Origin of the sequence: Hyphomonas sp. UBA4505 (assembly GCF_002388685.1) — a bacterium.
GTDB lineage: Bacteria > Pseudomonadota > Alphaproteobacteria > Caulobacterales > Hyphomonadaceae > Hyphomonas.
This window is the reverse complement of record NZ_DGMZ01000012.1, coordinates 1,179,645-1,200,653: the sequence shown is the minus strand read 5'-3', so window position 1 is coordinate 1,200,653 and position 21,009 is coordinate 1,179,645. Positions and strand designations below refer to the sequence as shown.

Genomic DNA, 21,009 nt, shown 5'->3' with positions numbered 1-21,009 from the left:
TCTCCGCGCCCAAGACTCTTTACATGGCCAGAGAGTCTTGTGAACTCTGCACGCTGAGGCTGGGCAAAAGAGTTCGAAGAGGTCCAATGCGGTTTCCACGCTTTGCCATCCCGTGCCTGTTGGCCATGATCGCGCTTCCCATCACAGCGCACGCACAGTTCATAGACTATGACCGTCTGGATGCCCGGCTGACGCGGCTCGCCGCAGATGAAGACATTGTCGGCCTCTCTGTTGCCGTGATCGACCGGGGCGAGGTCGCCTTTGCCAAAGGGTATGGCATCACCCAGTCGGGCGGAGAGCCCGTTACAGACGAGACGGTGTTTCGTTGGGCATCCTTGTCCAAAGGCGTGGCCGCGACCGAAGTCGCGATCCTTGCGACAGAAGCGCGCCTGAACATCACCGACCCGGTATCGAAATACGCAACCACGCTGCGACTTCCCAATGGCGGTGAAACCACGGCGACGCTCGAAGATGTGCTTTCGCACCGACTGGGTATCCTGCCAAATGCCTATGATACGCGGCTGGAAGATGGTTGGGACCCAGCCGAGATTCGCAACAGCCTGAAATCGCTGAAGCCCATCTGTCCGATTGGTGACTGTCACACCTATCAGAATGTTGCCTATGACAGCATCGCCGAAGTGATCGAGGACGTGACCCAGTCGCGCTATGCTGATGCCGTAGAGACCTCAATATTCAAACCCATCGGCATGGTAACGGCCAGCATCGGTCGCGCCGGGCTTGAAAACTCCCGGTCCTGGGCCCGTCCGCATTCAAAAAACAGCCGCGCGGCCGGCCCACCGCGCAAGAAGATCGTGAATGACGATTATTACAACGTCCCTGCAGCCGGCGGCGTGAACGGTTCGATCCGCGATCTTGCGCTCTATGCCCGGGCGCATATGGGATTGCTGCCGGATATCCTCAGTGATTCCGCCCTCGAACTGCTCCAGACCCCGCGCATTTACACGCGGCGCGAACAATCGGGCATGTCCCGACGCTATCGGGGTACAGTCCGGGATGCCCGCTACGCGCTTGGCTGGCGCGTCTACAAATACGGAGAGGCGGGCGACCGGGTGGTTGGCCATCGCGGCGCGGTGGAAGGCTACCGATCCTATATCCTGTTCGATCCGGACCGCGACACCGGAGTCGTCATTCTCTGGAACTCGAGCTCTCGCCGCCCCAATGGGATAGGGTTCGAGGTCATGGATATGGTCTACAACCTACCCTTCCGGGACTGGATGGAGTTGGACGCGCACGCCAGCGCAGGCAGTCGCTGACATCTCCCTCACGAGGGCGTTAGCCCGGCGCACGCAGTCGTGACGCGATCTTTTCCAGGCATCAGGCTATGCGGGGGCATCTTTCGCCCCATACTTCAGACCCGATGCTTATGCCTGATCTCCACTTTCTTGTTCGCCCGCTCGTTGGCCTGGCTCTGGCCAGCTGCCTCGCCCTGCCCGGTGTGGCGCAGGGAAATGACGCATGGACCCAGCTTCTTGAAACCTATGTCCATGAAAGCACGGACGGCGTGAACCGCGTGGACTATGCCGCGCTTTCTGCCAGTACCGCCGACCGCGCGACGCTCGACACTTATATTGCCAGCTTTGAGGCGCGTGACCTGGCAGGCACGGACGATGCCACCTTCGCTGCATGGACCAATCTCTACAATGCTGTGACGGTTCGCTACATCGCGGAGAAGTACCCGCTGGATTCGATCCGCGACGGTTTCCTGTTCGGGGGGCCCTGGAAGAAAGTGACCGTAATGGCTGGCGGCCGCGAAGTCTCGCTCGATGCCATTGAGCACGACATCTTGCGCCCCCGCTTCGGGGACTCGCGCGTCCATTACGCCATCAATTGCGCCTCTTATGGCTGCCCGAACCTGCTCACTCGCGCCTGGACGGCGAACACACTTGATGCAGACCTCGACGCCGCTGCGCGTGCTTACATCAATCACCCTCGTGGTGTAACGGTCGGAAACCGCGGACTTACTGTATCGTCTATCTACAAATGGTTTGAGGTCGACTTCGGCGGATCGAAAGATGGCGTTATCAAACACCTGCTTCAATATGCCGAGCCGGCGCTCGCCGAGAATATCCGCGCTACGCCCAAAATCCGCGGCTACACCTATGACTGGTCGCTCAATGATACCCGGACGGACCCTGCCAAATGACCGAAGAAACCCAACACGCTTCGCGCCCGCTCTGGTTGCGCCTGTGGCCCCTCTACCTGATTGCGGGTGGCCTGATCGCCGCATGGTTCTTCGGCCTGTTCGACTATCTTTCGCTTGAGACACTGCGCCAGCAGCAGGCCTCGCTACGCGCGTTCGTTGAAGACAACCTGATCCTGGCCATTGCCGCCTATGTGGGCGTCTATGCAGCCAGCACAGTCTTCATGCTGCCTGGCGCACTGTGGATCACGATCAGTGGGGGCTTCCTGTTCGGCCTCGCCGGCGGCACGCTCGCCACCGTGGTGGGCGCAACCCTCGGCGCCAGCCTGCTCTTCCTGGCAGCAAAGACTTCGCTGGGCAGCTTCATGCGGAAGATCGCAAGCGGCTATGCCGACAAGGTCCGGACCGAATTCCAGAACAGCCCCATGGCCTATATGTTTGCCATGCGCTTCATTCCGGCCATGCCGTTCCCTGTCGCCAATATCCTGCCTGCCATCCTCGGCGCCAAGTATCGAGATTATGCCATCACGACGGCGCTCGGCATCATACCGGGTGTGATCGCCTATACTTGGGTCGGCGCAGGGCTCGGCGCGACGTTCGCCAAGGGCGAAGATCCCGATCTTGCCTCCGTTTTCCAGAACCTGCTTCCCGCCGCGATCGCCCTGGGCGTTGTGTCCCTGTTACCCGTCGCGTGGAAGAAGTTCTTTCCCAAGAAGGCCAACCAGATTGAAGAGGCTGCCTGATGTCCGACAATGCCGACCAAAATGCCCGTGCACCGCTCGCCGGATCGGCGGATCCAGACAAGGTCGCGACCTCCCCTGCGCCGCATTCGCCGGGCGCCGCCCCGATGCGCGAGATGAAAGCCGATCTTGTCGTTATCGGCGCTGGGTCAGCTGGCCTGTCGGCTGCGGCTGGTGCAGCCCAGTTCGGGCTCTCGGTCGTGCTGTATGAAAAAGGCGAGATGGGAGGTGATTGCCTGAATTCCGGCTGTGTCCCGTCGAAAGCCCTGCTCAGCGCTGCCAAGGCCGCCGCCCAAGTGCGCGAGGCTGGCAAGTTCGGTATCGAGACCACACCGCCAAGAATCGATTGGGAAAAGGTGAAGCTGCACGTGCGCACGTCCATCGCGACCATTGCGCCGGTCGATAGTCAGGAACGATTTGAAGGCCTTGGCTGCACGGTTATCCGCGAACATGCAAAGTTTGCCAGCCCAGACACCGTCATCTCCCCGACCACGCGGGTAAAGGCCCGGCGCATCATCATCGCCACAGGGTCTCGTGCCTTCATTCCGCCAATCGAAGGACTCGCCAACACACCCTACCTGACCAATGAAACCATTTTCGACCTGCCGGACTTTCCCGAACACCTTGTCATCCTCGGCGGCGGTCCAATCGGGATGGAAATGGCGCAAGCCTTTGTCCGGCTCGGTGCCAAGGTCACCGTGATCGAGATGGGCAAGGCACTCGGTCGATCCGACCGTGCCCACGCCGAGATCGCCATCGAAGCCCTGCGCGCCGAAGGCGTCACTCTTCTGGAAGGTTACAAGGCTACGAAGGTTGAACAGGACGGAAAGACCATCCGCGTCCACACAGAGCCAAAGGACGGCGAGGCCTGGACGGTCGAAGGATCACACCTGCTCGTCGCCGTCGGTCGCCAGACCGTTTTTGACGGCATGGATCTCGACAAGGGCGACGTCGATCATGACCGAAAGGGCATTATTGTCGGCGACAATTTACGGTCAGCCTCAAACCGCCGGGTCTGGGCGCTGGGCGATGCCGCCGGCCGCGAACAATTCACGCATATCGCTGGCTGGCACGCCTCGGTTTTTGCCCGCCGCGCCTTCTTCAAGCAGCGGACAAAAGCAGACAGCCTGCCGGTGCCCGCCGTCACCTACACATCGCCGGAAGTCGCCCAGCTGGGTCTGACAGAAGCCGAAGCCCGCGAAAAGCATGGAGACGATATCACGACGCCGAGCTTCCAATTCGAGGAGAGCGACCGCGCCATTGCCGAAGCTGACACAGACGGCGAAGTGAAACTGATTGTGCGCAAAGGCAAACTGCTCGGTGCGTCAATCGTCGGCAAGGAGGCCGGAGACTTGCTTCAACTGGTTTCTGTGGCCATGTCCAATGGACTTGGCGTGAAGGAACTGACCAATTTCATCTCTCCTTACCCTACCCGGGCCGAAGGGGTGAAACGCGCTGCCAATGCGCACTATGCCGATGTTGTGTTCGGAAAGAGCGCAAAGCGACTCGTCGGCTTGCTCCAACGTATCCCCTAGGCTAGTTCAGGCGGTGTGAACGACACCGCCGACCTGCCCCCGCCGGCTCTGACGAAAACCCGCGCCGGGGCGCGCTGGTTCGACAGCCTCTCATTTCGATTGTTTGGCCTGACCATACTCGCCATTCTGGTCGTCGAAGCCTTCATCTTTGTGCCGAGTGCATCCGGTTTCCGTACGAGCTGGCTGACCGAACGCGTTCAAGCCGCCCGGATCGCATCCCTCGCCCTCGAAGCTGCGCCGGACCGATCGGTTTCCGAAGAATTGTCGGCAGAGCTCCTCAAATATGCCGAAGTCTGGGCCGTCACCGAAATGGAAGACGACATGCGTTTCCAGCTATTGCCAGCCCAAATGCCTCTGGATGGCGACATGCATATGCTCGACCTGCGAGAGGCAACATCCACGAACCGCGTCGCCAATACGTTTGGCGCGTTCTTCGCACCGGATGACCGTGTGCTGGTAGTCACCGCGCAGGGCGTGAACGAAGACCGGGTCATCGAAGTTCTGATGCCGCACGCACCGATGAAATCCGCGCTGTTGGCCTATGCACGCCGCATTGCCGCTCTTTCCCTGCTGATCGCACTTGCCGCCGCCACGATCATCTATGTCTTACTCCACCTCCTCGTCGTGCGTCCCATGCAGCGGGTTACGCTGAGCGTCGAACAATTCAGGATGGATCCCGGCTCATGGACCCGTCGCCTGCCTCACACCAAACGGCGCGACGAAATCGGCAGGGCCCAGAATGCGCTGGCCGACATGGAGAGCGCCGTGGCTGAAAGCTTCCGGCAGCGCTCTCACTTGGCCGAACTTGGCACCGCAGTGGCCAAGATCAACCATGATCTCCGCAACTCACTGGCATCAGCCCAGCTGGTTTCGGATTCCCTGGCCCGCTCGGACGACGTGCGTGTACAGAAGGCTGCCCCCCGACTCGAGCGCGCGCTCACCCGCGCAATCACACTGGCAACCGAAACGCTGGACTATGGCAAGGCGACGCCCCAGCCGGCAGAACTGGAGCAGGTTGAATTGCGACAGGCGCTCGATGAGGCCGCCGACGAAGCGCTCGCCGCCTGGCCATCGGTCGAGTTCGTCAACAATGTTCATATGCTGGAACATGTGATGGCCGATCCTGACCACCTGCATCGCATCGCCGCAAACCTGCTCCGAAATGCCGCCGAAGCCATGTCAGCGGCCGGGTCTGACCCTTCCCGCATCTTCGTCAGCTTAGAGACCAATGAAATCGTCTTTTCCGACACGGGTCCTGGCATGCCGGAGAAGGCCGCAGCGAACCTGTTCACCCCGTTTGCCGGCACGACCCGGCAAACGGGCAGCGGACTTGGGCTTGTCATCGCTAGAGAGCTGGCGCGAGCCATGGGCGGCGAATTGGTCTTGGCTGAAACTGGCCCCGCGGGCTCGGTCTTTCGCCTCACACTTGCGCCGCACGAATGACACGTCCCGACACATTTGCTGGAACCAAGCCGGGGTGAATGCATTGGTCCACCAGATAGCTGGATGGACACCATGACCCCCGAAACCATTGTTTCTACTTTATTTTCAACAGGCGCTGCGGCCGCTGCAGGACTGGCTGTTGTGCTACAGCCGAGCCTGCCCCGGCCTGACGTGACGCCGGTGGATCATTTTCAGGAAGCCGACTTTGCCATCTATGATCGCGACTTCTCCCTTCAGGGGCGCGACTGCGAGATTGGCATTGAGAAACGTGGCATCTGCCTTAGCGCATCGCCGCTGGAAGATTCCATCGTTCCCGGCATGATACTGCCTGTAAAAGTCCCTGCGACGAGTGCTGAGTTTCCAATCATTCTCGAGGGTTCCCTGAAAGAGCCGAACCTCCAGACCGTGCGATTCGGCCACCGCATCGCGCTCTTTAACCCGATCACGCGCGAAATCGTCGACGTGATGGATCTGGATGCGAAGAGTTTTGCGGAAGCCAAGAATGTCAATCACCAGAAAGCCGAGGTAACAGCCGCATCTGCGCGCTCCAGCTAGAAACGTCCGCCCAAAACAGCCCCATAAAAAAAGCCAGCCCCGAAAGGCTGGCTTTTCTTTGTCGAGAGAAACCGGACTAGTTGGTTTCGTCTTCGAGTTCGTCTGCAGCGTCGTCAATTTCTTCACCGAGTTCTTCAGCAGGGCCCTCATTGGTGTCGCAGGCTGCGAGACCGAATGCGCCAAGACCGAACAGAATTGCAATAAGTGGCTTTTTCATTTCCATAACTCCTTTATCAGTCAGCCCCCAGAGCGAAGGCGTCCCCCTGCAAACGTATGTGTGGGGGTCTGGTTCCAACGGAGCAGGATTGGTTTGACATCCCCCTACACACCCCCGGCCGAAATGCCGACGATCCTTCATGTCGATGACTGGCTGATCGTCGCGGAGAAACCGGCCGAACTGCTCTCTGTTCCAGGGCGTGGTCCGGAGAAGGCCGACTGCGCGCGCATACGTATCCAGCAAACCTATCCCGACGCGCTGACCGTCCACCGCCTGGACATGTCGACGAGTGGCTTGTTGCTGTTTGCCAGATCCAAGCATGTGCAGCGCGCATTGTCCGCTGAATTTGAACAAGGTCGTGTGCACAAGACCTACCTCGCCGATGTTTGGCAGCCGCCCGTCGAGGATGCCGGCCTGATTGACTTGCCGCTTGTGAATGACTGGCCCAACCGGCCTCGCCAGAAAGTGGACCATGAAACAGGAAAGCCGAGCCAGACCAGATTTCAGGTCCTGACGCGCCACGCACAAGCTGCACGGGTTCAGCTGACACCCCTCACCGGACGCACTCACCAGCTCCGCGTCCATCTTGCCGCGCTGGGGCATCCAATCCTGGGCGATGACCTCTATGCCCATGATGATGCCTTGTACATGACCTCCCGGCTGCACTTGCACGCGACCGAGTTGATCTTCCGCCATCCGGGCACCGACGCGGCAGTAACCTACCAATCCCCCTGCCCATTCGAGACGCCTTGACGCTGCGCATAATTGACATTATCGTTTTTCGATAATTTGGAGATTAGCCATGCACGCCGAGATCGTTCGCCTGTCCCTGCACCATGTCGATATCAAGATCGTGAAAGATGAGCAGATGCACGTCCTTCAATGGCGACGGAACCTGCTCTGGGATGAAGTCCTGCTGGACGGCAAACGCCAGGCATCCAGCCATGGGCTGTTCGGTCGGGAGAAAGTATACGGCCTGGTCTTTGGCCGGGATGAAGAGGGCAAAGGCGGCCAGCAGGTCATGCTGTTGCTCGATCCCTCCACTCATGCCGACTGGACCGAAGGCACACAGCGCGTCAAAGGCGTCCGGCTTGAGGGTCGCGATGGTCCGCTCGTCGCTTACGGAACACTCGACCCCAAGACACTCGAAAAGCCTGCAACATTTGCAGACTGGATGAAGAAGAATATGGGCATGGAATGGGGCGACTCAGCCGAGAGCCGCCCTCATTAGGAACTTCTAGGAATCCCGCGAGTTCGCGGAAACCGGAACGAGACGGACCGTCGCTTTCCGGTTCAACGGCTCGACCAGGCCATTGGCCGCATAGGCGCTGGCCTCGCCTTTCGGCATGACACCAATCTGCTCAGCAGAAATCCGGCGGGCTTCCAGAGCAGCCATGACAGCTTCGGCACGGTCCTCGGAAACACGCTGATTGACGTCTTCCGGACCGGTCGCATCTGCATGGCCGGCGACTTCAATCCGGAAGTATTCACACTGAGCTGAATCCGCAGCCACAGCATCCAGAACCGCTTCAGCCTGATCGCCAAGCTGGGTAACACCCCGCTCGAAATAGATCGTGAATTCCTCGACAGCGCAGGCAGCGGGGGCCGTTTCATACGTGACCGGCTCCTGCGGCGGAGCGGGCAATTCTGCTTGGGCCGCCAGGGCTGCCATTGCGGCAGAAATCATTGTCAGGCTGGCGATTTTCATGGTCGTCTCCATAAGTGACTATGCAAACAGAAACGCCACCTCCCCCGCCCGGTTCCTTACAATCTTTTCTTTGTGCGCCCTTCATGGGCCTTTGCGGAGGCCGGATCGGACGGCCAGTCATGCTTCGGATACCGCCCGCGCATGTCCTTGGCCATGTCCAGATAGCCCACTCCCCAGAACCGGCCGAGATCCTGTGTCGTGGCGACAGGCTTCATGCCCGGCGATAGCATTTCCACGGTTACCGGCACCCGCCCCGAAGCCAGTTTCGGGTGGTCACCCAACCCATAAAAAGCCTGCGCCCGCGCAGATATGAGCGGCGCGCGATCATCGAGATAATCGACCTGCGCCGTCTGGCCGGACGGCAGCGACAGGCTGAGCGGCGCCTCCTTGCGCAGCGCTTCCTGCACCTGCCAGTCGAGCGAGGCGATCAGGGCTTCGCGCACCGCATGGGGCGCAGGCACCTGCGCACCTTTCCGTTTCAACAGGGGGAACAACCAGTCGCTTGCCGTCTCAACCAGTTTCACTGTGTTCCAACCCGTTTCATCCAAGCACCCGGCTGTTTCAAGCATTGCAATCCGGGCCAGTGTTTCGCGCACCACATCGCCTGCGCCGATGGCTTCGAAGCCCTCTTCCGCAATTGCCTCAAGCATCGCGCGGGCGGCCACAGTCGGGCTCGGCTTTGGCAGCGGACTTTCCGACAGGATGATCGCGCCGAGCGCCTTCACCCGCCGCGCGGCAAATTTTCCGGTCTTTGGGTCGAAGCTGGCCCGGTCTTCGGAGACGATGCCGCCAATTTCCAGCGCGTCCGCCTCTGAAATCGGCGCGGCCAGCGAAATCCGCGCCTCTTTCGCTGCGCCGCCAAGGTCTGCAATCACCAGCCAATCCTGCTTCGCCAGCGATTCGGTCTCCGGCAGCATGGCTGCGCGCCCTGACGCCATGAGGTAGCTGCCCGCACTGCCGGGGCGCTTGCGGGCAATCTGGTCCGGCCAGGCGCGCGCCAGAAGTTTCGCCACATCCCCGCCCGGCGCAGCCCCCTTCCCCCAGCTTTTCGCCTGCGCCTTCAGGCTGCGGGCGCGCGGCGAGCCATCGCGGCGGAACCCGGCCAGCCGGTCGCGCAGATCCGGTGAATTTCCGCCCATGCCCCGCTCCCCGGCAAGAGCGGCAATCTCCGCGGCCAGCGCGCGCGCTTCCGCGTTCGGCGCGCTCGCCACCAGGGCACCCAGCCGGGGTGGCAAGGGCAGGCGGGCCATTTCAGAGCCAAGCACCGTCAACGCGCCCGTTTCATCAATGGCACCTAACGTCGAGAGCAGTTCCTGCGCCGCCTTCAGCCGTCCAGCAGGCGGCGCATCCATCCAGGTCAGACGCGTTGCGTCTCGCTCGCCCCATTCCGCGAGGGTGAGAACGAGCCCGGAGAGATCACTTTTCAGAATTTCCGGAACCGGCGCGGCCATCAGGCCCCGCGTCGCCGCCTCATCCCATAACCGATAACAGACACCCGGCGACAATCGCCCCGCCCGGCCGCGACGCTGATCAACTGACGCACGCGAGGCCTTCACGGTGGACAAACGCGTCCCCAGCCCGCCGGCGGCCTCTTCCGCCACGCGCGAGAGGCCGGAATCGATCACGATCCGCACGCCTTCAATGGTCAGCGCGCTCTCCGCAATATCCGTCGCCAGCACAATCTTGCGCATTCCTTCCGGCGCCGGTGACACGGCCGCATCCTGCTCTGCCGGGCTCAATGCGCCGAACAGAGGGGCCACGCGCACTTTGTCAGGCACGGTCTCTAGCTGTTCGGCCGTTCGCTGGATTTCCCGCGCGCCGGGCAGGAAGGCGAGGATCGAGCCCTCCTCTTCGCGCAGCGCCTTGCGCACAGCAGCTGCCATACGGTCTTCGATCCGGTCCTGCGACCGGCCGAGATATTTCGACTCCACGGGATATTGCCGCCCCTGACTCTCCACGACCGGAGCCCCGAGCACGCTGGATACCTTTTCCGTATCGAGCGTGGCCGACATGATCAGGATTCTCAGATCGTCGCGCAAAGCGCCCTGGGCTTCCATCGCCAGCGTCAGTCCCAAATCCGAATTCAGCCTACGCTCGTGGAATTCGTCAAAAATCACCGCGCCGACGCCTGCCAATTCCGGGTCGGAAAGGATGCGCCGCGTGAACAGGCCATCCGTAATCACCTCCACCCGCGTCGCCGCAGACACCTTTCGGTCCACCCTTGTCGTCAGGCCGACCGACTGGCCGAGCTTCTCTCCAAGAGAATTCGCCATTTGCTGCGCCGCCATGCGCGCCGCAATGCGCCGTGGCTCCAGCATGATGATCTTGCCTTCAATGATGGGGGCTTCGCCGAGCAGGCCCGCCAGCGCCAGGGGCACGCGCGTCGTCTTGCCTGCGCCGGGCGGCGCCGCGAGCACAAGCCGCGCATGGTCGCGCAGGCCCGCGCAGATTTCGGCCAGCACATCATCAATCGGCAAGTAGGGCAGGGAAGACTGCATCCTGCCTGATAGGCTTTTCATCATCCGACTGGCAAGCTGCAGGAATGCGCACCGCGCGATTGCCTTCCCCGGCAGCGCGCCGTACCGTCGGGCGCTACAGACGGGGCAGGAGCAGCTTATGAAATGGTGGTTTGGCATTGATCTCTGGAAACGGGTGATCGCAGGTCTGGTTCTGGGCGCGCTCGTCGGCCTTGGCCTTCGCTATGGGCTCGGCCCGGAAGCCGCCAGCGCCAATGTCTCCACCTGGGCCAAGCCTATTGGCGATGCCTTCATCAACCTCATCAAGATGCTGGTTGTCCCGCTGATCTTCACCACGCTGCTGTCCGGCGTGCTGGCCATGGGTGATCCCAAAAAGCTCGGCAGCCTCGGCGGGCGCGCCCTGCTCATGTATATGGGCACCACGGTCATTGCCGTCAGTTTCGGCCTGCTCATGGGCACGTTGATCCAGCCCGGCGCGGGCTTTGATCTCTCGATTGCCTCAGCGGCTGACATTGCCGAGGCCAAAGCCCGGCTCGATGCAAACCCGCAACCGGGCAGCATCGGCGAACAGCTGATGAATACGCTGCTCTCCATCATCCCGACCAATCCGGTCGCAGCCCTGACCAATGGCGACGTGCTGCAGATCATCTTCTTCGCCATCATGCTCGGCATCGGCATCCTGATGACGGGCGAAGCCGGCAAGCCACTCGCAAATGTCATCAACAGCGCGGCTGAAGCCGTCATGAAGCTGACGCTGATCGTCATGGAAACAGCACCATTCGGCGTCTTCGCCCTGATGGCCTGGGTGCTTGGCGAGCGCGGCCTCGACATTCTTGTCTTCCTCGGCAAGCTGACGCTCACCCATTATCTCGCCTGTATCCTGCACATCTTGATCACATATGGCCTGATCATTCGGGGCGGCTTACGCCTGCCCCTGATCCCCTTCTTCCGCGGCGCGGTCGACGCGCAGGCCGTCGCCTTCTCGACATCTTCCTCGAATGCCACACTGCCCATGACGATTTCCTGTGCGCGGGAAAACCTGGGCATTGGCAAGCCGGTCGCCTCTTCCGTCCTGCCGCTCGGCGCGACGATCAACATGGACGGCACCGCACTCTATCAGGGCGTGATTGCCCTGTTCGCGGCCCAGGCCATGGGCACGCCCATGACGGCCGGCATGTATCTCACCATCATCCTGATGGCGACGCTCGTCTCGATCGGCACAGCCGGCATTCCCTCGGTCAGCCTGTTCCTTGCCGCCACTACGCTCAGCGTGATCGGGGCCACGCCGGAACAGATTGTGGTCGTCATCGCCGTCCTGTTCCCGTTCGACCGCATCCTCGACATGATGCGCACCGTCACCAATGTGACGGGCGATCTCACCGTTGCGACGGCGGTGGCGAAATGGGAGGGCGAACTGGACGAAGAAATATTCCGCGCCCGTGACCCGGTATAGACTGCGCTTTTCAACCCAGCTGACATTCCCACCCGTCCAGTCATCTTGCGTTCAACAATCGATTGTTACGTATAACCCAAGTTAAATCTGAACGGAGACGGGAATGGCTGGGATCAACCTTTTTGACATGCTGACACAAACGAATAATGGCGCTGCCGTACAACAGGTAGGGCAGCAGACTGGCCTGCAGCCGGACATGGCGCAAGCGGCTATCAAGGCCCTGTTGCCAGCCATCGCCGGTGGTCTTCAGCGTAATGTCCAACAGCCCGGCGGGCTTCAATCCCTGCTCGGCGCGCTGCAGAACGGCCAGCATGAGCAATATCTCGACCAGCCGGAATCTCTGGCTCAACCGAACGCCATCGCCGATGGCAATGCCATTCTCGGCCATTTGCTCGGGTCGAAGGACACCAGCCGAGCGGTCGCCGCGCAGGCTGCCCAGAAAACCGGCCTCAGCGAACAGGTCCTGAAATCCGTCTTGCCCATGGTTGCGTCCATGGCAATGGCCTCGCTTTCCAAGCAGACCAAGAAGCCTGACATGGCGGGCGCACTTGCCGGCATGTTGAGCGGCCAGCAGCCTCAACCTGCGCAAGGCGGTATCGGCGGATTGCTGGGCGGCCTTCTGGGAGGACAATCCAAGGCTCAGGCCCAGACCGGCGCGATGGGTATGCTCGGCGGCCTTCTCGATGCAGATGGCGACGGCAATGCCGTGGACGATATATTCCAGATGGTGATGAACCGCCGCTAGGGCTTGGAACCGGATGATGTGTGAGGCATTCAAGCCTCATGCATTTTTCCCGAACGCAATGGCTGTGCGCCAGTCTCAGCCTGCTTGTATTCGCCGGTCTCGCCTTGGGCGAGGCCGGCCTCTGGCCGCTTGAGGCGTTTGATCGTGCCATCACGGACGCAGTGCCCGCCCTTCGCACCGAAACACTGAACCTGCTGATGCTCGCCGTCACGGCGCTCGGGAACACTCGCTTTCTTGTCTTCGTGGCCTTCACGACCGTGTTGGCCCTGCTGGCTGCAAAGGCGTGGCGCGAAGCCCTGCTCTTTGGCACGGCCTTCACACTGATGCCGCTCATCGTGAAATTTCTGAAGATGACGATCGCCCGTCCCCGACCCACAGTCGATCTCTATGGCGGCGTTGAATCCTTCAGCTTTCCGAGCGGGCATGCCACCAATTCAGCGCTCATCTATGGCGCATTGGCCCTGCTCGCGCTGGCCGTATTCCGCAAGCTTCCCGGCCGTCTCCTCGCCTTGGCCTTTGGTGTGCTCGCCATCATGATCGCCGTCTCTCGAATCTATCTTGGTGCGCACTGGCCGAGCGACACGCTTGCCGGGCTGGCCCTCGCAAGCCTGATGCTGACATGCGTGTCGGCCATTCAGGACGAGCTGCGCCTGCCCGAAGCCGCACGCTTCGTGCCTGTTGTATTGATCCTGATCACCGCTGCCTTCCCGCTCTATCTCCTGATAGCGCTGCCTGAGGCGCGTGAACTCTATACAGCGCTGCACCCGGAATAGGCCTCGCCCCCACCCGGCAATCACGCTAAGCGGGCGGTCATGCTGACCCGCGGAAAAGTCATTTCCCTCGCCGTGCCGATCATTCTGGCGCAAGCCGCGACCGCCACGACGGGCGTCGTTGATACGGCCATCATGGGCCGGTTCGGGGACAAGGCAGATCTGGCTGCCGTCGCCATCGCGGCTGTGGCCTACAGTTTCATCTATTGGGGCTTCGGCTTCCTGCGCATGTCGACCACAGGCCTGACGGCGCAGGCCAATGGCCAGCACGACACAGCCGAATCCCGCGCCATCCTCCTGCGCGCACTCATGCTGGGTGGCGCGATCGGAGTGGCGCTTTTCCTGCTCTCTCCTCTTCTGAAGATAGGCACGTTCGCGGCCTTCGAAGGGACTCAGACCGTCGAGTCCCTTGCCAAGGGCTATTTCAATGCACGCATCTGGGGCGCGCCCGCATATCTGATGGGCCTCGCCGTCACCGGCTGGATGCTCGGCACTGGCAAGACCGGCCAGATGCTCGCCTTCCAGATCGTGATGAATGGCACCAATGCCGGGCTGGATGCCTGGTTCGTCGCAGGCCTCGATTGGGGGCCGACCGGGATTGGCGCAGGCACAGCCATCGCTGAATGGGTCGCGCTGATCTTCGGCCTTATCCTTGTCGCGCCTGCCTTCCGCGGCCATGCCCGCCTGCTGGACCGGGACAAGCTCACCGCGCCGTTTGCGGCCAATCGCGACATCATGATCCGCACATTGGCGCTGGTCTTCTGCTTTGCCTGGTTTGTCCGCTCCGGCACGCTGATCTCCACTGCGGTGACGGCCGGCAATGAAGTCTTGCTCCAGTTCATTACCGTCGCCGCCTTTGTATTGGACGGATTTGCCTTCGTGGCGGAGAAAGAAGCTGGCGAAGCCTATGGCGCGCGCGACGGCAAACGGCTTGCCCGGGCCATGCGCCTGACAACAGAGTTCGCCCTTATCTCCGGCGCAGCGATCTCGCTGCTTTATCTTTTCGGCGGCGGCTGGGTGATCGAAACCTTCATTCGTGATCCAGAGGCGCGCGCCGCAACGCTGGCCTATCTTCCGTGGTGCGCCGCTGTCCCCCTGCTCGGCATCGCTGCGTGGCAGCTGGACGGGCTTTTCCTTGGCACGACCCAAGGCCGCGCCCTGCGGAATGCGGGAGTCATCTCAGCTGTGCTCTATCTCGGCGCCGACATGCTGCTGCGTCCGGCCTGGGGCAATACCGGTGTCTGGGCAGCTTTTCTGACAATGTATGTGTTTCGTGCGGCTGCGCTTGGCGCCTATGTGCCGCGCCTGTTCAGAGATCTTTCCCGACCGCATCAGCCAGCGTCGTGAAACCGTCCGCCTGTAACAGGCGGACAAGTTCGCGATTGATCTGTTCGGCCAGACCGGGCCCTTCATAGATCATCGCAGAATAAAGCTGGACCGCATGGGCCCCTGCCCGAATCTTGCGATACGCATCGGCCCCGCTGGCTATGCCGCCTGCCCCGATCAGATCAAACTCATCCTTCAGTTCACGCGCGAAACTTGCCAGCACGTCCGTGGAGGGCTTCATGAGGGGCGCGCCAGATAGGCCCCCCGCCTCACCCTTGTCAGCACTCTTCAGGCTGTCCGGTCGCGCAATCGTCGTGTTGGAAACGATCAGGCCGGACAGCCATGCGCCCGGTCCGCGCACAACGCCGCAGATATCTGTAATGGCTTCCGGGTCGAGATCCGGCGCCACTTTCAGGAAGACTGGCTTGCCCGCACGCTCAGCCGCACCGCACGCCATCAGCAAAGCTTCGAGCGATGCCTTGTCCTGCAAGCCGCGCAGGCCCGGTGTATTGGGCGAGGAAATATTGACCGTGATATAGTCCGCATGGGGCGCAACGGACTCGACACCGCGCACATAATCCGCAATTCGGTCGTCACTCTCCTTGTTCGCCCCGACATTCGCGCCGAGTGGCACGGCACCGGAATACACTTTGAGGTTCGCGACGAAATTGTCGAGACCTGCATTGTTGAACCCCATCCGGTTGATGACGGCCTTGTCAGCGCTTAGGCGAAACAGGCGCGGCTTCGGATTTCCCGCCTGGGGCTTCGGCGTGACGGTCCCGCACTCTACAAAGCCGAAGCCAAATTTCGACATGGCGGTCGGCACGTCGCAATTCTTGTCGAATCCCGCGGCAAGACCCACCGGCCCGGACAGGACGAGTCCTGATTTCGGCAGCTTAACTGCGAGCGTCGGATGGGTTGCCGGCGGATTGACCGGCACGCCCAGGCGCTCCTTCAGAAGACGGATCGTTGTTGTGTGCGCCGCTTCCGGCGGCAACAGCTTGATTACGGCAACGCCAAGATCAGTCAGGCTCATCATTCAAATCCTCTGGCATGAGCGGGGCGCCATTCTCTGCACGCGCAAGCCGCCAAACCGCATCGGCCTTGGCAATCTGCAACCGCCCGTAGAGGTGCGGGAACAATTGCCCACCCCGGCTCGTTTCCCATTTGAGTGGCGGCAAACGGTCCACGGGAAAGCGGACCAGCCGCACGTCCTTGAGACCCTTGAAATACTTGTCCGCCGTTTCGCCGACCTGCGCCGCCGTGGACAGATGCACATAACCATCGTCACGGTCCAGCGGCACATTGGTCACCCCGGAGGCCTCGGCAGCACGCCATTGGTCGTCGGTCAGCAATTTGTAGACATGCGTATCATCCATACGCGCCATTCAACAGGCTTTGACGCGCGGCGCAATATTGGGTCACTGTGACACTGGAATAAGGGGACAAATGACATGCCATCACGGATCAGCCAGGAAGAAGCAGAATCGCTGCACCTGCCCAATGGGCGCACTGTCGCCGACGAGATCGCCGGCTTCGACCGGTTCTCTGACTTAATGGATACGCGCTTCAGGATTGCCGGCGTGCCGTTTGGTCTCGATTCCCTGCTCGGCATTATCCCCGTCGCAGGCGATGCTGTCACTGGCGCAGCTGGCCTTTATGCCCTCGGCACCGCGGCCCGGCTGAAACTGCCCATCACGGCGCACATACACATTATCTGGAATCTGGTCGTCGACGTGGTCCTCGGCTCTGTCCCACTGGCGGGCGACGTATTCGACTTCTTCTTCCGGTCACACCGCAAGAATTTCCGCGTGGTGGAGAAACACCTGATCAAGCGCGCCAAGCGCCATCACAAGGACATGGCCAAACGCCTAGATGCTTGATTTGGACTCTTCACTCGCCCGCGAGATCAGCCACTCGCCCTTGCCCGACTCGCATGCCGCGAACCGCCCGCGCTCCTTGCCCGGAATGACATAGGAAATATCCCGGCACGTCAGGGCAACACTGCGATCCACCTGCGCCGTCACCGAACGCTGCACAGCATTATATTCGCTGACCGAATAACTCACCGTCTTCAGCACAGGCCGGCTCGCTTCGCGCATGGTCGTCTGCTCGACCGTAATCTCGATCTGGCCGCCTTGTGGCAACGCAATCGTGGAAACCGCGCCATCCTGCGCGGAGTTCACGATGGACAGGAATTCAGCCTGCAAGGTTTCGAGGGCCGCCGCGGATACGGGCGCATCAGCGGTGCGCTGCACCCGCTCGGCCATGAAGGCTTCGACCTTTTGAGAGGCTTGTCGAACCGGTTGCGGACGGTCAAAGGCGCGAACATGCGCGCCATTGGGCTTGAGGGCGGGCGGCGCAGCACGCTCGACGGGTGTCTGCGCAACCAGGACAAGGGGCTTTGACAGTTTCAGCGAGGCCGTGGTTGGCATTGGGCCACTATACGCTGCCCAGGTCGCCACGGGCTTGGCCTTGGGTGTGCGGACCAGCGGCTTGACCTGCGGCGTTGGCGCCACCGGCAAGCTGACCGCATTCGCCATCGACACATACTGAACCGGTGCGCGCAGCGCCTGCACTTCCGCAGCAGCCACCCGGCGCGCCTCGGCAAGACGGTCAGCTTCAATATTGGCGAGCCTCAGGGCTTCGGTCTCGGCATGCGCGATGCGGCGCGCTTCCAGTTCGGCAAGGCGCGTCGCCTCGGCGCGCGCAGCTGCAGCTTGCTCTGCGTCCAGTTTGGCCTGGCGGATCGCTTCCATGCGCGCCACCCGTGCGGCTTCTTCCTCGGCAAGGCGGCGCTTCTCGGCAGTGGCATCTGCAAGCCGTGTCGCTTCGGCAAGACGCGCAAGGCGCTGTTCTTCGGCAAGCTGTTGCGCTTCCGCCTCGGCAATGGCCGCAGCCGCGCGGCGTTCTGCTTCAGCAGAGGCGGCCACAGCGGCAACGCGCTGGGCTTCACTATGCACTTCATTGCGTGCGGCAATGTCAGAGGCGATGGCTTTGTAGTCGAACCAGGGCTGGGCCGTGCCATCGGCGGGCGCGGAGGCGCTCGCCATAGCGAGTGCAGACGCCTGGCTGGACGTGATCCGCTGGCTGGTTGCCGCTTTCAGCGCGGCATGTGTTTCAGCAGCCGCGGCGGCATCCTCGTCGCCATCGGCCCCGTCAGCGCCGTTCAGCGCATTGTCAGCCGCCATGAAAGACAGGCCCGCAAAGCCGAGCACGGCAAGACCCGCAAACATGATCTGCGACAGCTTGGCCATGCGCGCGCCCATGCCGGACGCATCATCGCCGTCTCCGCCGCCGAGGGTCAGCCCATTCGACAGCGTGATCGCAGGCAATGCGCCGCCCATGGACGACACGGCCCGCATCAATATCGGCGTGACACGCATCTGCGGCTCGGCAACCGCATTCACAGGCCGTTTCGGCTTGGCCGCCCGCATCGGCGCGGGGCGGTTACGGCCTGCGTCCAGTGTTGGATAATGAATGCCGGATGTGATGGCCAGCGTGGACTGGGTCCGCACCGCGCGGCGCGCTTCAAGCCGGTCGCGGAAAGAGGCCTCCGCCACACTCTGGCGCGGCGCATCGGCGCGCGTGTCCGTGCAGTCCAGGACGGCACGGCGAAGGGCTTCGGGAAGTACGGAAACGGGCTCGCGCCGATCTGTCATGTGCGTCTCAAGCATGACCCTATCTAACCCCCAGCTGCCTACCTTAACCTTAACGGCCCGACTATATCGCGTTAACCGGGATCAAACTATCCCTTCCGCCAAAGAGTCTTGTGAGACTCTCGTGAACGCCCGGTCCCGGCGCAACGCTTGTAATCGCGGGCTTTCCCTCCTATTGCATCCCCGCAATCAGCAGGTCCCCGAACAAGGTACAAATTCATGTCCGTTTCCGCTCCGAAAAAAGTCGTGCTCGCCTATTCCGGCGGACTGGACACGTCGATCATCCTGAAATGGCTGCAGACGGAATTCGGCGCCGAAGTCGTCACCTTCACCGCAGACCTCGGACAGGGCGAGGAGCTGGAGCCGGCCCGTGCCAAGGCGCTCGCCGCCGGGGTGAAGCCGGAGAACATCTTCATCGAAGACGTGCGCGAGGAATTCGTCCGCGACTTCGTCTTCCCGATGTTCCGCGCCAATGCCGTCTATGAAGGCGTCTACCTGCTCGGCACCTCGATTGCCCGCCCGCTGATCTCCAAACGCCAGATCGAGATTGCCGACATGGTCGGCGCAGACGCGGTCTGTCATGGCGCAACCGGCAAGGGCAATGACCAGGTCCGCTTCGAGCTGGGCTATTACGGCCTGAACCCCGACATCAAGGTCATCGCTCCGTGGCGCGACTGGGATTTCAAATCCCGCACAGATTTGCTCGCCTTCGCCGAACAGCACGGCATCGAGATCACCAAGGACAAGCGCGGCGAGGCCCCCTTCTCCGTCGATGCGAACCTGCTGCACTCCTCCTCCGAAGGCAAAGTGCTGGAAGACCCGGCCGAGCCTGCGCCGGAATTCGTCCACATGCGGACGATCAGCCCGGAAGACGCCCCTGACGAAGCCGAGATCATCACGATCGGCTTTGAGCGCGGCGACGCCGTTTCCATCAATGGGGAAGAGATGTCCCCCGCCACGCTGCTCACCGCGCTGAACGCCTATGGCAAGAAGCACGGCATTGGCCGGCTGGACCTGCTCGAAAACCGTTTCGTCGGCATGAAGTCCCGCGGCATCTATGAGACGCCCGGCGGCACCATCCTGCTGACCGCGCATCGCGGCATCGAACAGGCCACGCTCGACAAGGGCGCGGCCCATCTGAAAGACGAACTGATGCCGCGCTATGCGGAGCTGATCTATAATGGCTTCTGGTGGAGCCCGGAGCGCGAAATGCTGCAGGCCGCCATCGACCATTCCCAGCGCTGGGTGACGGGCGAAGTGACGCTGAAACTCTATAAGGGTCAGGCCTACCTCACCGGTCGCTCCAGCCCCTATTCTCTGTACCGGGAAGACATTGTCACCTTCGAAGACGACCACGGCGCCTACGACCAGAAAGATGCCGAAGGCTTCATCAAGCTGAACGCGCTGCGGCTAAGGCTCTTGGCGGGGCGGGACCGGAAGTTCGGGAAGAATTAGGCACCAGCCTTTGGTTGTTCTAATCTGAATGGAACCGCAAAGACCAGATTCCTTCCCCTTTTTCACCGGCGATCTTGAACCAATCATCTCCACCTAAAAAGGCTTCTGAATCGGAGGATCTTTGCTCAAGTTCTTTGCGAACTACGGCAGGCAGTGAAGTCGGTGTTGATCGCCCGGCTTGCGAACGCTGTTTTTCTACAGTCACGTATATGTCATCCAAACGAGCCGTTCCACCCAAGACGCGAAGCGCTTCTCGAACATCATCGCACCAACGGACTGTCGGAAGTGTAGGCCTCGACTTTTCCATCATGGGACGGTCGCCCCTACTTAAGGATCTTTTTTTCCTCGGCCGCAGCGACGAAACTGGAACGCGCTTTCCGTGGTCGTCTAGGTAAAACCATACCTGCCAAGCATTTTCGTTGTTCCGAGAAAGTGCTCGACTTAACCCGTTTAGACTAGCCGCTCTGGTTTGGGTCCCTTTGATCCACCATTCCCCGCCTTGCACAACAGCACAGACTTCTTTTCCGGCCATGTTCCGAAAAACTTCAAAACCTTCGGAGAAATGCACTTCATTTCTTCGGTCCATGATGCCTACGGTTTGCTCATTCTTCAAGTTTGCTCTGGGATCACTGACAAAGTCAGCGAGTATTCGTCGAAGAATCTGGTCCTCGGATTCTTCACCCGACTGACGTACCGACCAGATCATCGCGAAAACATTCGTAGATATCAAAATTTGCCTCACGCAACGCATCATCTACCTCCATT

At 61.2% G+C, this 21,009-nt stretch carries 21 protein-coding genes; 14 read left to right on the top strand and 7 right to left on the bottom strand.

Features of this window, described 5'->3' with window-relative positions:
- Window positions 1-86: 86 nt before the first annotated feature.
- From B3527_RS15035 to B3527_RS15010, 6 genes are all read left to right on the top strand, one after another.
- Window positions 87-1,274, top strand: coding sequence for a serine hydrolase domain-containing protein (locus tag B3527_RS15035; protein ID WP_206991895.1), 1,188 nt, complete (start codon window positions 87-89; stop codon window positions 1,272-1,274).
- 110 nt (window positions 1,275-1,384) lie between these two features.
- Window positions 1,385-2,164: a DUF547 domain-containing protein gene (locus B3527_RS15030; RefSeq protein WP_290480389.1), complete on the top strand. Its 780-nt coding sequence runs from the start codon at window positions 1,385-1,387 to the stop codon at window positions 2,162-2,164.
- Window positions 2,161-2,904: a TVP38/TMEM64 family protein gene (locus B3527_RS15025; protein ID WP_206991893.1), complete on the top strand. Its 744-nt coding sequence runs from the start codon at window positions 2,161-2,163 to the stop codon at window positions 2,902-2,904. Before B3527_RS15030 ends, B3527_RS15025 begins: the two co-directional genes overlap by 4 nt.
- Window positions 2,904-4,436, top strand: coding sequence for a dihydrolipoyl dehydrogenase family protein (locus tag B3527_RS15020; protein WP_290480388.1), 1,533 nt, complete (start codon window positions 2,904-2,906; stop codon window positions 4,434-4,436). The genes B3527_RS15025 and B3527_RS15020 overlap by 1 nt, the downstream gene beginning before the upstream one ends.
- Window positions 4,437-4,451: 15 nt before the next feature.
- Window positions 4,452-5,879: a sensor histidine kinase gene (locus B3527_RS15015; protein WP_290480387.1), complete on the top strand. Its 1,428-nt coding sequence runs from the start codon at window positions 4,452-4,454 to the stop codon at window positions 5,877-5,879.
- 72 nt (window positions 5,880-5,951) lie between these two features.
- A complete protein-coding gene (locus tag B3527_RS15010) occupies window positions 5,952-6,434 on the top strand; it encodes a hypothetical protein (protein ID WP_290480386.1) in 483 nt (160 codons plus the stop codon).
- 76 nt (window positions 6,435-6,510) lie between these two features.
- On the opposite strand, the gene B3527_RS15005 is transcribed toward B3527_RS15010, so the two are convergent.
- Window positions 6,511-6,651 (bottom strand): hypothetical protein, encoded by a 141-nt coding sequence (locus tag B3527_RS15005; protein WP_198019834.1) that lies wholly within the window; start codon window positions 6,649-6,651, stop codon window positions 6,511-6,513.
- 123 nt (window positions 6,652-6,774) lie between these two features.
- On the opposite strand from B3527_RS15005, the gene B3527_RS15000 reads away from it, so the two are divergent.
- Together B3527_RS15000 and B3527_RS14995 are read left to right on the top strand one after the other, a co-directional pair.
- On the top strand, window positions 6,775-7,404 hold the full coding sequence (locus B3527_RS15000) for a pseudouridine synthase (RefSeq protein ID WP_290480385.1): 630 nt from the start codon (window positions 6,775-6,777) through the stop codon (window positions 7,402-7,404).
- 49 nt (window positions 7,405-7,453) lie between these two features.
- Complete coding sequence (locus B3527_RS14995; protein WP_206991890.1) at window positions 7,454-7,882, top strand: hypothetical protein; 429 nt, start codon at window positions 7,454-7,456, stop codon at window positions 7,880-7,882.
- A 6-nt stretch (window positions 7,883-7,888) separates the two neighbouring features.
- Here the strand turns inward: B3527_RS14995 and B3527_RS14990 are convergent, their stop codons facing one another.
- Together B3527_RS14990 and hrpB are read right to left on the bottom strand one after the other, a co-directional pair.
- A complete protein-coding gene (locus tag B3527_RS14990) occupies window positions 7,889-8,359 on the bottom strand; it encodes an OmpA family protein (protein WP_290480384.1) in 471 nt (156 codons plus the stop codon).
- Window positions 8,360-8,415: 56 nt separating this feature from the next.
- Complete coding sequence (gene hrpB, locus B3527_RS14985) at window positions 8,416-10,857, bottom strand: ATP-dependent helicase HrpB (RefSeq protein ID WP_290480383.1); 2,442 nt, start codon at window positions 10,855-10,857, stop codon at window positions 8,416-8,418.
- Window positions 10,858-10,975: 118 nt separating this feature from the next.
- On the opposite strand from hrpB, the gene B3527_RS14980 reads away from it, so the two are divergent.
- The 4 genes from B3527_RS14980 to B3527_RS14965 all read left to right on the top strand — a co-directional run bounded on the left by B3527_RS14980 (window position 10,976) and on the right by B3527_RS14965 (window position 15,151).
- Window positions 10,976-12,289, top strand: coding sequence for a dicarboxylate/amino acid:cation symporter (locus B3527_RS14980; RefSeq protein ID WP_290480382.1), 1,314 nt, complete (start codon window positions 10,976-10,978; stop codon window positions 12,287-12,289).
- 103 nt (window positions 12,290-12,392) lie between these two features.
- Window positions 12,393-13,034: a DUF937 domain-containing protein gene (locus tag B3527_RS14975; RefSeq protein ID WP_206991886.1), complete on the top strand. Its 642-nt coding sequence runs from the start codon at window positions 12,393-12,395 to the stop codon at window positions 13,032-13,034.
- A 38-nt stretch (window positions 13,035-13,072) separates the two neighbouring features.
- Window positions 13,073-13,807, top strand: a complete 735-nt coding sequence (locus B3527_RS14970; RefSeq protein ID WP_206991885.1) for a phosphatase PAP2 family protein — start codon at window positions 13,073-13,075, stop codon at window positions 13,805-13,807.
- 39 nt (window positions 13,808-13,846) lie between these two features.
- Window positions 13,847-15,151, top strand: coding sequence for an MATE family efflux transporter (locus tag B3527_RS14965; RefSeq protein ID WP_290480381.1), 1,305 nt, complete (start codon window positions 13,847-13,849; stop codon window positions 15,149-15,151).
- Here the strand turns inward: B3527_RS14965 and B3527_RS14960 are convergent.
- Together B3527_RS14960 and B3527_RS14955 are read right to left on the bottom strand one after the other, a co-directional pair.
- Window positions 15,114-16,166 (bottom strand): quinone-dependent dihydroorotate dehydrogenase, encoded by a 1,053-nt coding sequence (locus B3527_RS14960; RefSeq protein WP_290481253.1) that lies wholly within the window; start codon window positions 16,164-16,166, stop codon window positions 15,114-15,116. The two genes, B3527_RS14965 and B3527_RS14960, sit on opposite strands and share 38 nt — an antisense overlap.
- Window positions 16,153-16,518, bottom strand: a complete 366-nt coding sequence (locus B3527_RS14955) for a DUF952 domain-containing protein (RefSeq protein WP_233347876.1) — start codon at window positions 16,516-16,518, stop codon at window positions 16,153-16,155. Before B3527_RS14955 ends, B3527_RS14960 begins: the two co-directional genes overlap by 14 nt.
- 66 nt (window positions 16,519-16,584) lie before the next feature.
- Here B3527_RS14955 and B3527_RS14950 point away from each other — a divergent pair, with 66 nt between their 5' ends.
- A complete protein-coding gene (locus tag B3527_RS14950; RefSeq protein WP_084333537.1) occupies window positions 16,585-17,013 on the top strand; it encodes a DUF4112 domain-containing protein in 429 nt (142 codons plus the stop codon).
- On the opposite strand, the gene B3527_RS14945 is transcribed toward B3527_RS14950, so the two are convergent.
- On the bottom strand, window positions 17,002-18,792 hold the full coding sequence (locus B3527_RS14945) for a hypothetical protein (protein ID WP_290480379.1): 1,791 nt from the start codon (window positions 18,790-18,792) through the stop codon (window positions 17,002-17,004). The genes B3527_RS14950 and B3527_RS14945 overlap by 12 nt on opposite strands.
- 216 nt (window positions 18,793-19,008) lie before the next feature.
- Between B3527_RS14945 and B3527_RS14940 the strand changes: the two genes are divergently transcribed.
- Window positions 19,009-20,244 carry an argininosuccinate synthase gene (locus B3527_RS14940; RefSeq protein ID WP_290480378.1) on the top strand — a complete coding sequence of 412 codons (1,236 nt, stop codon included), beginning with the start codon at window positions 19,009-19,011 and terminating at the stop codon, window positions 20,242-20,244.
- 19 nt (window positions 20,245-20,263) lie between these two features.
- Here the strand turns inward: B3527_RS14940 and B3527_RS14935 are convergent, their stop codons facing one another.
- Window positions 20,264-20,950 carry a hypothetical protein gene (locus B3527_RS14935; protein ID WP_290480377.1) on the bottom strand — a complete coding sequence of 229 codons (687 nt, stop codon included), beginning with the start codon at window positions 20,948-20,950 and terminating at the stop codon, window positions 20,264-20,266.
- Window positions 20,951-21,009: the final 59 nt, after the last annotated feature.